The organism is Acinetobacter colistiniresistens (genome assembly GCF_000413935.1).
Classification (GTDB): domain Bacteria; phylum Pseudomonadota; class Gammaproteobacteria; order Pseudomonadales; family Moraxellaceae; genus Acinetobacter; species Acinetobacter colistiniresistens.
This window is the reverse complement of record NZ_KE340382.1, coordinates 184,815-196,581: the sequence shown is the minus strand read 5'-3', so window position 1 is coordinate 196,581 and position 11,767 is coordinate 184,815. Positions and strand designations below refer to the sequence as shown.

Sequence of the window (11,767 nt, the reverse complement as noted above, 5' to 3'; positions counted from 1 at the left end):
ACAAAGAATTTGTCATGACTTAAAAATTAAAATGATCTAGTAAAAATAAATGAGTCTTTTGGTGAAAAATGTAATAAAAAAACAAGATTTTTCATTGGTTTGAAATGATTATGTGCTTTTATTCTATTGATTTATAAAGTGAAAAAGACTTGACCTTATGCTAGATGATGTTATTGTTAAGGAAAGTTTATGAATCCAGTCTTCATGGCTTCTTTGGGTGTGAAACGTCGTTCGGATTTCGGGCATTTTTGCTCATCATATAAAAAAAAGTACTGAATAATCATGGAAGTCCTTTATGGTTCACGTTGATTACGATAGCACATTGGTCATCGTTTCCATTTTGGTTGCAGTCGCGACATGTTACGCTGCAGTTTCGATGGAAGAGCTCGTTTTTAAAGCTGCTTATAAAAAGTTTGAAAAAAGCATTTTAATCGCGAGTGGGTTGATTTTAGGATTAGCCATATGGTCAATGCACTTTGTGGGAATGCTGGCTAGCCATTTGCCAGAAGGCTATCTTTTTGATGTTAATTTAACAATTCTTTCCTATTTGGTGGGGGCGGTTGCTTCTACCTTTGCTGTTTGGCTGACTTCAAGACCAACTTTGCCTATCCCTCGTCTGATTCTCGGTGCCGTGTTTATGGGGCTTGGTATATCTGGGATGCACTATACCGGCATGGCTGCACTGATGGTTGAACATCATGCCATGCATTACGATCCTTTACTGGTGTTGTGTTCAGTCTTAATTGCAATTAGTGGTTCAGGTCTAAGTTTCTTTTTTATTTTTAAATATAAAACAGCAGTCAAATACCGTACCCTGCTCAAGGTAATTGTTGCTGTGCTCATGGCCTTTAGTATTGTGGGAATGCACTATACGGGGATGGCTGCAACCTACTTTGATGAAAGTCTGGCGCAAGTTTTGACTTCTGAGCATACAGAGCAAAGTGTTTTACTGTTTACGATTATTTTTATTACCAGTCTGGTTTTTGTTGCTGGTTTTGCCGTTGCGATACTAGAAGCTCGACTTGAAGAAAGGAATGAGCAACTCACCTTAATCAATAAAGAGTTAGCTATCCAGTCTTTACATGACACACTGACCAAATTACCCAATCGTTTATACCTGACTGAGCATGCAGAAGAGGTATTCAATCACCATCGCCTAAATAAGCAAAAAGCGGCATTCTTATATATCGATCTAGACCGCTTTAAATCGGTGAATGATGCCTTTGGTCATCATATCGGAGATCAGTTACTGATCCAGATGGCGAACCGTTTGTACAATAAGCTGAATTCAAACCATAAGCTATTTCGGATTGGCGGCGATGAGTTCGTCTTAATTTCTGAGAATACCGATATCAATGAAGCGATGCAGCTTTCAGAAGATATTTTGCATTATATTCAGGAAACTTATCTGATTGCGGCAAAAGATATTAATATTTCTGCCAGCGTCGGGATTGCGATGTACCCTGAACATGGCACCAATGTTCAAGACCTGTTGATTAATGCGGATGTTGCTATGCTGATTTCCAAAGATCAGGGCCGTAACACCTATACCATGTTCCACTCGATGTCAGATCAGCAAGATGTACGCAGTCAGTCCAAACTGATCAATGATCTCTATAAAGCGGTGGATGAGCAACAGTTTGTGCTGTTTTATCAACCCAAATTTACATCGAATTATGAGGTCTGTGGGGTAGAAGCTTTAATTCGATGGAAACACCCAACACTGGGTTTATTTACACCGCAAATGTTTATTGAGGGGGCTGAAAAAACTGGATTGATTATTCCGATGGGATACTGGGCACTTGAACAGGCCTGTATACAGATTCAGAAGTGGGAACGAAGTAGCTGTCCTTTTTATCCAATCGCTGTCAATTTATCTGCACTGCAATTTGAAAATAAAAAGCTTTTTAGTGTATTAGAACAATTATTAGAACAATACCAGATCCAACCACATCATCTCATTCTTGAAATTACTGAATCTACCGCTATGCATCATATCGATTCCAGTATTCGTACGTTGGAACGTTTGCGTAAACTCGGGATTCGAATTGCGATTGATGACTTTGGTACAGGCTATTCAAGCTTCTTGTATTTAAAAGATTTACCAGTCGATGAATTGAAAATTGATCGAGGTTTTTTGATTGACCTAAAACCAAACTCAAAAGAAGAAGCGATTATAGAAAGTATTATCCATCTGGCCGCAAAATTGGGCTTAGTCGTGACGGCAGAAGGTGTTGAAACACAGCAGCAAGCGGATATCCTGACCAGTTTGGGATGTAACCAACTACAAGGCTATTTATTGGGTACACCCGTCAATATTGAAGGGTTGGTATTGCATCGCTATCAGCACTTTGCATGATGGATAAATCGAAGATTGGCTCATGTTAAAGGCTGCCGATATCGGCAGCCTTTTTTTCTTTTAAAGATAATTTTAGTCAGAACGAGGAGCTAACCATTGGGTCACCACAGGCCAGACCAATTGGGGAGCCTGATTCCCTGAGACCAAGCCCATATGCCCCCCAGGAACAATTTCAAACTGTTTGTCTGTACTGCTGATTAAATCCATGAGAGGGCGTACGGCTTCGGCCGTCACAATAATATCGGTACGACCACCTACCGCCAGTACGGAGCAATCAATATCTTTCAGGTTCGCGCTTTGTTCACCGAATTGGACTGAGCCCGTAGAGAGTTCATTATCAATCCAGAAACGTAGAATAATATCGCGCATAACGCCACCTGGATAAGCCAGCATATTATCGACAAAAGAACTGGAAGTGGCGTGGTTAATGACGAATTGGCGATCATTCAGATTTTTGAGCAGTTCCCAATAGTTTTTAAAGTTACCAATGGGATCGGTCAATTTAAAACCTAAGGTGTTTTGCCAGCCATGAATATGAAAGACGCGGCTCGGCACTTGATGGATACGAAACTTGGTATTGCTGCGAATCCATTGTGCAGGAATGGTCAGGCGTTGGTAGAACTTGCCCATATAACCCGATTTATGGGTATTAATCGGGGATGCCAGAATAACCAGATTCTGGATGTTTTTATCTTTGAACAGCGCGGTATAGCAGAGCGATAATGCACCACCTAAACTCCAACCATACAGCGATAGTTGCTGCTGACCACTATGCTCACGGATTTTTTCAATAAAGTCTGGCATAAAGGTTTTCACATATGTACCCAGATTATATTTGGCTTGGCGTAGGCTTGGTGTCCCCCAATCAATCAGATAAACATCAAAACCTTGTGCGAGAAAATAACCCACCAGACTACGGCTTGGGAATAAATCATAGATCAGCATATTTGCGGCAAGCGGTGGCACGATGACCAAAGGAATACGATGCTTTACGGTATTGTCTGTTGCAACCGTATAGTGGCGTAAGCTAATAATTTCACGTTGATACACAATATCAAAAGGTGTTCTGCCTGAAAGTGCCAGTTGCTGACCGCGCAAGAGACGATCTGTTGCATTGGAGAGAATTTGGCGTGCCTGACGTCCACTACGGCTATTTAGCATTTTTTGTGCAGTTGGACTGTGAAGAAAACTGCGTTTAACTTTTGGTGATTGAGTCATGTGAACCTAAAGCTCAAAGGTTGCTATTCAATAGCGGCATATTAGAAGAAAAAATAAGTTTGCTCAGTGACTCATTTGCTTAACTTATCTTTCAAAATGATCAATTCGGTAAGCGGATAAACACAAAATGTTAAGGAGTGAATAAAAAATAGTGTAAAGTTAGCTTTACATTTAGTGGAGTAGTTTATATATTGATATAAAGCTTACTTTACATGGTGTGGTATGAATCATTCTCGAAACTTGTTGGAACTGCTCATCGCAATTGCAATTTATATGGTGGTTTTAATTGGCTCATTAAAAGCCTTAAATTTTATTGATATACAATGGCTTAAAATTGTTGTTTCATTAACGCCAATGCTGCCTGCCTTGGCAATCGCCTATGTGATTATTCAACAGTTCAAGCGTTTTGATGAACTGCAACAAAAGATACAATTGCACGCCTTAGGCATGAGTTTTGTGGGAACATCGTTGATTACCTTTAGTTATGGTTTTCTGGAAAATGTCGGATTTCCAAAACTTACGATGTTTGTTATTTGGCCGATGATGGCGGTGCTTTGGTCGATTGCGACCGCGGTTGGAACTTGGAAATATCGATGAAAAATAATCTACCCAGTTTGAGAAAAGAAAAAGGCTGGTCACAAAGTGACTTGGGAGATTATCTCAAGGTATCCCGACAAACCATTAATGCAATTGAAAAGGAGCGCTATGATCCAAGTCTGGCACTGGCCTTTAAGATTGCCCATGTATTTGATCGCAGCATCGAACAGATATTTAGCTATGAAGAAGAGTAATTCTCTTGCTCTTGAGGGCTGATCTCTAAATGTAAGAGCGGAAAGGGATTGCCTTGACCATCCAGTTCTGAGCGACTGAGGATATGGAATCCCATTTTCTGATAGAAGTTAACCGCTTGCAGATTTTGCTCATTCACATCGACTTTATAGATCTGAAGTTGTTGAACAGCAAAATGAACGAAGGTCTGTCCAATCCCTGATCTCCGATATTCAGGCAGAATAAACAACATCTCAATATTGTCATGGCTAGTACCCAGAAACCCTACAATTTCATGATCAATCAGATATTTATATAATTCAACATGATGAAAATATTCATTTAAGATTAGCGGTTTTAACTCATCAATCATGGTTTCTGGCAAAAAATTATGGGTCGCTCTAACCGATTGCTCCCAAATTTCAAGCAGTTGGTTATGGTCTTCTGGAGATGCTTTAACAATCATGTCTTTGATTCGTTTTGCTGATTGATATGATGTAATTTTCTACAATTTTGTCAGAAGTTGCTAGGTATGACTAAGCAATCTTCAATGGCACTGAGCTTTATTCAAGTTCTAATTGATGATCATCTTTGGTGACTTTGATTTTCAGCTTCTTATATTTTCGCTTATTCGGATCTAAAGCTGAGTTTATAACATCTTGAGCAAAATGTTGATCTAGCATCAGTGCAGTATAGGATTTATAGCCCAAGAGAATTCGAGTAGGACGATAGCCGTTACGCGAAATATAATAATCAATCATTTGATTCAATTCGATTAATAGGCTGGTCTCGCTCATTGTTATAGATCACATATAAGAGGCTTATACAGCATAGTCGATATAAGAAAACTTATCTAGCTGATCTTAATTGCTTTTTATGAATATACCAATTGTCATAAAAATGTCATTTAAAAATACTATCGTGATTTATATTATAAAAAATAATGATAAAAATGATGGGGCTTTATCTTGAGAATTTTAAGTCACTGTGGATATGGGGATTTTGAAGATTAGGGAGATATTTATATGCAGAATGAAAGGGTTAACACACGAAATAAAAAACCACTCAATCATCGTGTAAGTGCTTTACTTGCAGCGTATCAAGCATTCTTACTCACCAAGGGCTTGGTGAACAGTGAATTTAGCCGTTTAATCTTTGCAGAAAATTATACTGAAAACTTAAAATTCAAAATCTATGATGATGAATTAAAGAAACAACTGATTGATGAGTTAGAAAAGTTTAGTTCTTTTTAGCCAGAAATACATATTAAGGTTGAGAATATATAAAAATAACGATCTGAAATTTTGACTACATTTACAGAAAATTTAAATTACTCATTTTATGTTGAAGTTAGATATAAAATTAAATAGCTATTAGAAAATCACGCAGCTGAAAATAAAAAGCCTCAGTTGCCTAATTCGGGGTATCGGCAACTGAGGGGGAAACTGAGTCTTTATAATCTAACCTCGTTCTTTAAATAAAGGAATGGTTTTTATTATAAAGGCATAATCTGTTTAATTTTAACGGTTAATATGTTTAGTCAATCGGTAAGAAAGGAATAATTTAAAAAAGATTAATATGGTTTTGCTGGTGGCTCTAGATAATAGTTTTTAATAGAAACTCGTTGTTCTCGAATATAATCACTTGGTTTTTTCCCCGTCCAACCAAGGAAGGCTCTAGAAAATGCACTAATATGGCTATAGCCCAATAGGTCAGATATTTCTTGAATATTTCGGTTTGAATCAATTAACTTTTTTGCCAATTCAAACTTTTTGGATTGAAGCAATGCAGAGAATGTTGTATTGGCAAGCGCTAATTCTCTTTTTAACGTTCTTTCTGATATTTTTAATTTATTGGCAACATCAACAAGACTAGGAAAGCCTAGACCTGGTGTAAATTTGAGTTGCTGATTGACCTTTAGAATAATTTTATTATCTTGATCTCGATAAAAAAGATATTCTTTATTGACCAGTTCCATTGCAAGCTGGTAGGCCGTATCTGAACTAAAAGTCAGCGGAAGGTCTAAACATTTTAGGTCAAAAATAATTTGATTATGATCTCGATTGAAATGAAAAGCGGGTAAGCGTTTTTCATAAAGGCTGTGATATTCCTCTTTATCCCATGTCACATGAATATTGATACCAGTTAAATTAAAGTTAGTGATCATTTGTAAATTGGTAATAATATCAATCAGTGCGCTTTCTATGAAAAACTTATTGATCATATTTTTTTTTGCTTCATTTAAATGATCTGGTAGTTGATAGAGTGGGGTAAGTCGAATCATAATTTTATTGTTTTTATTGAGGATGGCTAAATCCATTTTATGAATGCGCATACTATAATATTTTTGTAAATCAATCAGTACCCTCCCAATGGTACTGTTACTCAGGAGAATAAATCCAATTGCACCATGAACTGTCAATTTACAATTTAAACCTAACTGATAGCCAATTCCTTTATTGGGTAATAAATCAAGTAACCGAATGACAACATCGGTCCACTGATCAAACGTTATACGGTCATTATTGTTGTTATCTGTTAGTAATGATAAAGGAATTTGACAATATCGAATGACTTCACCTTTTGGGACACCAAATGTGGTCGCGGTATCCACAAGTATTTTTAGATAATCGTTGTGAATGTTAAGCATTTGTTTTTTCATACATTTTAAAATAAAATTAAGAGATTTAGCTAAAATACTTATACATCAGCTGAATATATTTTTATGAATTTACGATTTAAAGTCCTATTTTGTTAAATATTTATGACAAATATGTTTAATAATATTCTTATGATGAATAATTCACAAAATCGAGAAAATATGTGATTTGATTGTTAAAATTGTGTGGTAGTTGTTAAGTTTGTGTTGGTTTTATTTATTTAGATTTGTAGGTGTTTAATATAAGGCACCTAAATTATGAATAAAATATATCGGTTAGTCTGGAATAAAAGCCTAAATCTATGGACTGTCGTTTCTGAAAATGCACGAGGTGTAACCAAAAAGCGTAATGTAGCTACAAGTATATCTATAAAAACAGAGCTCACCTCTTCTGCTGCAACAGATCAACAATATCAATTTAAACCGACCTTCATTGCTCTTGCATTAAGCTCGGTTTTTTTTAGTACAGGTACTTTAGCGGCCGCGAATACAGGTGGCGGTGTTGCCGATACTGGTTCAAGTATGGCGATTTCACCCAGTTCTGCACAATGTGGTACTGGAGTCAATCAAGCTACTGTCATTGGTGGTAATGGGACTGCGATTGGGTGTGGGAATGATATTTCGGGTACAAGTGCTAATTTCTGGCAACAAATAAATAACCGCCGAGGTGGTGGAGACCTTGGTTATGGCACTGGAGTGTCTGTTGGGGGATCTAGTAATGGAGTAGCTAGCTCTTCAACAGCGGTAGGGCGCCAAAATATTATCAGAGGATATGGTGGGGCAACTGTGTTAGGGGCTGCTAACTATTCCAATGCAACTGCAGATAGAAGTAGTAATTCGACGCCTGGTAACTTTCATAATGTCTTAATCGGGCAGGGAAACAGTTCAAATGGTCTGATTGGCTATAATACGTTAATGGGAGTTGGTAACAGAATTGCTGATGATACTGCGGTAAATACAACAACACTTGCAGGCGCAGGCACCAACAGTATTGCGATTGGTATTGCCAACCGCGTAACAGGTCAGACCTCAATTGCCTTTGGGCGGCAAAGTTATGCCGATGCGGATTATGCCATTGCACAAGGCTCTACAGCTACTGTTGCGAGAGGGGCAACGGGGGGAATAGCACTAGGTAATTCTGCAACAACAAACGGTATACGTGGTGTTGCGATTGGAAGCGGTACAGGTGGAAATGCGAATGATGCTGCTAGTGCGCCCACTGCGGATGGGGTAGATTCGATTGCCGTTGGAACCACAGCAAAAGCAACAGGCAATGAAACAATTGCATTGGGGCGACAAAGTGCGGCTGGCAATGCACGTGATATTGCAATTGGTCAGGGTGCAGCTGCGCAAGGGGTAACGGATAATGGCTTGGTTCGTGCTGCTGTTGCTGTCGGAGATACTGCACGTGCAGCAGGAAGAAATACTGTTGCTCTGGGGCAGAACAGTACCGCTTCAGCACAAGGCGCAACTGCATTGAGCGCAGGAGCACAAGCTACGGGGGAGTATTCTACTGCAGCAGGAAATCAATCTAAAGCTACAGCAAACTTTAGCACGGCAACAGGGAATGAAGCTGCGGCATTAGCCGAAGGGGCAACTGTAACAGGCTCGAATGCAACGGCCAGCGGTATCGAGTCTAGTGCCTTTGGTGCTGAATCCAACGCTTCAGGAAATCGGTCGGTTGCTGTGGGTGCTGCTGCAGTATCGGCTGGTGAAAATGCTGTTGCGGTAGGATCAAATGCCAATGCCAATAGTGCCAATGATATTGCAATTGGTAATGATGCTGCGACAGCTTTAGGTAGCAATGGCAATAACATTGCGATGGGGAACGGTGTTACGACTGGGGCAACTGGTCAAAATGTATCGATTGGCTCAGATGGTACTACCGCTAATTCGGCGACTGCAGACGGTGGTGCAGTCGCGATTGGTCGTAATCAAATTGCCAACGGTGATGGTGCAGTCGCGATCGGTGACCCAAATAGAGCAATGGGGAGTGGTGCAGTTGCTTTAGGTAAGGATAATACTGCTGCGGGTGATAACACGGCCTCAACGATGGCCAATGGTGCAGTTGCGATTGGGAATACCAATTTGGCTGTTGGTCAGGGTTCAGTTGCCTTAGGTAATACCTCTACAGCTGCAGCAGCAGGTGCAATTGCCTTAGGTGATACCGCGAATGCCCAAGCAACACGTGGTGTGGCACTCGGTTCTGGCGCAACTGCAACTAATGCCGATGATGTTGCTTTGGGTGCAGGTTCGGTCACTTCAGCAGCCAATCCAACGGCCAATGGTACGGTGGGTGGTATTACTTATGGTTATGCCGGAACAGCACCGAGCAGCGTGGTCAGTGTGGGCAGTGCTGGCAATGAACGTCAAGTGACCAATGTGGCGGCAGGCCGTGTCAGTGAAAGCAGCACCGATGCAATTAATGGTTCACAACTGTATTCCACTCAAACAGCGCTCGGAAATCTTGCTGAATCCACAGCAAATCATTTAGGTGGTGGTTCGGTGGTCAATCCAGATGGATCTGTATCAGAACCCGTCTATGCGCTGACAAGCAATCCAGCTGCTAATGGCATCAGCGTCACCAATAATGTGGGTGATGCACTTAATACTCTGAACACAGCGGTCAACCAGCCGCTGACCTTTACTGGTAACAGCGGTAGCACTGCGCAACAACTAGGGAGTTCGCTTGCGGTAGAAGGTGCTTCTACTACAGGGGGGAGCTACAGTGGTAGTAACCTTCAAACTGTGGTAACGCAGGATAAAATACTAATCCAGATGGCAGACAACCCAGAGTTTACCAGCGTGACAGCGGGTGATACCGTCATTAATGATAATGGCGTGACCATCACCAATGGGCCAAGTATCACCAAATCGGGGATCAATGCCGCAGGTAACCCAATCACTAATGTTGGTGCAGGTGTTAATGATACTGATGCCGTGAACAAAGGTCAGTTAGACGATGCCGCAGCCGCCGCTAAAACCGAAGTGACTGAAGGCAAGAACATCACTGTAACCAAAACCACAGGCACAGATGGGCAGGACATTTATAACGTCGCCACTGCGAATGATGTTGCATTTGATTCGGTTCAAGTTGGTAATGTAAACATTGATGGAACAACAGGCAAGATCAGTGGTGTCGCAGCAGGTGATGTGAATCCAACGTCAACGGATGCGATTAATGGTAGCCAGTTGGCAGGAACCGCTAAGAGCGTATCGGATGCTTTAGGTGGGGGCTCAACGGTCAATCCAGATGGCACAGTCAGTGCCCCAAGCTATACCGTAAATGGCAATAATGTAAGTAAGGTTGGCGATGCCATCACTGAGTTGGATAAAGGCTGGAACCTACAAAGCAATGGTGCCAATGCAGGTGCGATCAAAGCAGGCGATACGGTTGATATGGGTACGGTGACGGGTGAAGAAAACCTCACCGTTACAAAGAATGGCAATACCATCCAATATGGTTTAAACCGTGATTTGAAAGTGGATAGTGTGACTGCGGGTGATACTGTCATCAATGATAATGGCGTGACCATTACCAATGGGCCAAGTATCACCAAGTCAGGCATCAATGCCGCAGGCAATTCAATTACCAATGTTGGTGCAGGTGTTAATGGCACAGATGCCGTCAATAAAGATCAACTCGACAACGCAGCAGCTACTGCTAAAACCGAAGTGACCGAAGGTAAAAACATCACAGTGACTAAAACCACAGGCGCAGATGGGCAGGACATTTATAACGTCGCGACTGCGAATGATGTTGCATTTGATTCGGTTCAAGTTGGTAATGTAAATATTGATGGAACAACAGGTAAGATCAGCGGTGTTGCAGCAGGTGATGTGAATGCTACCTCGACCGATGCGATTAATGGTAGCCAATTGGCAGGAACCGCCAAGAGCGTATCAGATGCCTTAGGTGGTGGATCAACAGTTAATCCAGATGGCACAGTCAGTGCCCCAAGCTATACCGTAAATGGCAATAATGTAAGTAATGTTGGTGATGCCATCACTGAGTTGGATAAAGGCTGGAACCTACAAAGTAATGGTGCCAATGCCGGTGCGATCAAAGCAGGCGATACGGTTGATATGGGTACGGTGACGGGTGAAGAAAACCTCACCGTTACCAAGAATGGCAACACCATTCAGTATGGACTGAATAAAGATCTCAAGGTTGATAGCGTGACTGCGGGCGATACTGTCATCAATGATAATGGTGTGACCATCACCAATGGCCCAAGTATCACCAAGTCTGGCATCAATGCCGCAGGTAACTCAATTACCAATGTTGGTGCAGGTGTAAATGGCACAGATGCAGTCAATAAAGATCAACTTGACAACGCTGCAGCGGCGTCTAAAACCGAAGTCACCGAAGGCAAAAACATCACCGTGACTAAAACCACAGGCACAGATGGGCAAGACATTTATAACGTCGCCACTGCGAATGATGTTGCATTTGATTCGGTTCAAGTTGGTAATGTAAATATTGATGGGACGACAGGCAAGATCAGCGGTGTTGCAGCAGGTGATGTGAATGCCACTTCGACCGATGCGATTAATGGCAGTCAGTTGGCAGGAACCGCCAAGAGCGTATCGGATGCCTTAGGTGGTGGATCAACGGTTAATCCAGATGGCACAGTCAGTGCCCCAAGTTATACCGTAAATGGCAACAATGTAAGTAATGTTGGCGATGCCATCACTGAGTTGGATAAGGGCTGGAACCTACAAAGTAATGGTGCCAATGCCGGTGCGATCAAAGCAGGTGA

9 protein-coding genes are annotated in these 11,767 nt (G+C 41.2%); 5 read left to right on the top strand and 4 right to left on the bottom strand.

Annotated features, from left to right (window positions below):
* Positions 1–295 precede the first annotated feature (295 nt).
* Entirely contained in the window at positions 296–2,359 is a 2,064-nt protein-coding gene (locus F907_RS02755) for a putative bifunctional diguanylate cyclase/phosphodiesterase (protein ID WP_016653094.1), read from the top strand.
* Positions 2,360–2,431: 72 nt separating this feature from the next.
* Here F907_RS02755 and F907_RS02760 read toward each other — a convergent pair whose 3' ends face one another.
* Positions 2,432–3,577 carry an alpha/beta fold hydrolase gene (locus F907_RS02760; protein ID WP_016653093.1) on the bottom strand — a complete coding sequence of 382 codons (1,146 nt, stop codon included), beginning with the start codon at positions 3,575–3,577 and terminating at the stop codon, positions 2,432–2,434.
* A 222-nt stretch (positions 3,578–3,799) separates the two neighbouring features.
* On the opposite strand from F907_RS02760, the gene F907_RS02765 reads away from it, so the two are divergent.
* Positions 3,800–4,174 carry a hypothetical protein gene (locus F907_RS02765; protein ID WP_016653092.1) on the top strand — a complete coding sequence of 125 codons (375 nt, stop codon included), beginning with the start codon at positions 3,800–3,802 and terminating at the stop codon, positions 4,172–4,174.
* Positions 4,171–4,368 carry a helix-turn-helix transcriptional regulator gene (locus F907_RS02770; RefSeq protein WP_016653091.1) on the top strand — a complete coding sequence of 66 codons (198 nt, stop codon included), beginning with the start codon at positions 4,171–4,173 and terminating at the stop codon, positions 4,366–4,368. Before F907_RS02765 ends, F907_RS02770 begins: the two co-directional genes overlap by 4 nt.
* Here the strand turns inward: F907_RS02770 and F907_RS02775 are convergent.
* Together F907_RS02775 and F907_RS19140 are read right to left on the bottom strand one after the other, a co-directional pair.
* On the bottom strand, positions 4,353–4,811 hold the full coding sequence (locus F907_RS02775) for a GNAT family N-acetyltransferase (protein ID WP_016653090.1): 459 nt from the start codon (positions 4,809–4,811) through the stop codon (positions 4,353–4,355). The genes F907_RS02770 and F907_RS02775 overlap by 16 nt on opposite strands.
* 97 nt (positions 4,812–4,908) lie before the next feature.
* On the bottom strand, positions 4,909–5,142 hold the full coding sequence (locus F907_RS19140; RefSeq protein WP_016653089.1) for a hypothetical protein: 234 nt from the start codon (positions 5,140–5,142) through the stop codon (positions 4,909–4,911).
* Positions 5,143–5,370: 228 nt separating this feature from the next.
* Here F907_RS19140 and F907_RS02785 point away from each other — a divergent pair, with 228 nt between their 5' ends.
* Positions 5,371–5,598, top strand: coding sequence for a hypothetical protein (locus F907_RS02785; protein WP_016653088.1), 228 nt, complete (start codon positions 5,371–5,373; stop codon positions 5,596–5,598).
* Between the two features lie 320 nt (positions 5,599–5,918).
* Here the strand turns inward: F907_RS02785 and F907_RS02790 are convergent, their stop codons facing one another.
* Positions 5,919–7,007: a helix-turn-helix domain-containing protein gene (locus F907_RS02790; RefSeq protein ID WP_016653087.1), complete on the bottom strand. Its 1,089-nt coding sequence runs from the start codon at positions 7,005–7,007 to the stop codon at positions 5,919–5,921.
* Positions 7,008–7,262: 255 nt separating this feature from the next.
* Here F907_RS02790 and F907_RS02795 point away from each other — a divergent pair.
* Positions 7,263–11,767, top strand: a 4,505-nt coding sequence (locus tag F907_RS02795; RefSeq protein ID WP_016653086.1) for an ESPR-type extended signal peptide-containing protein, incomplete at its 3' end; no start/stop codon positions are given.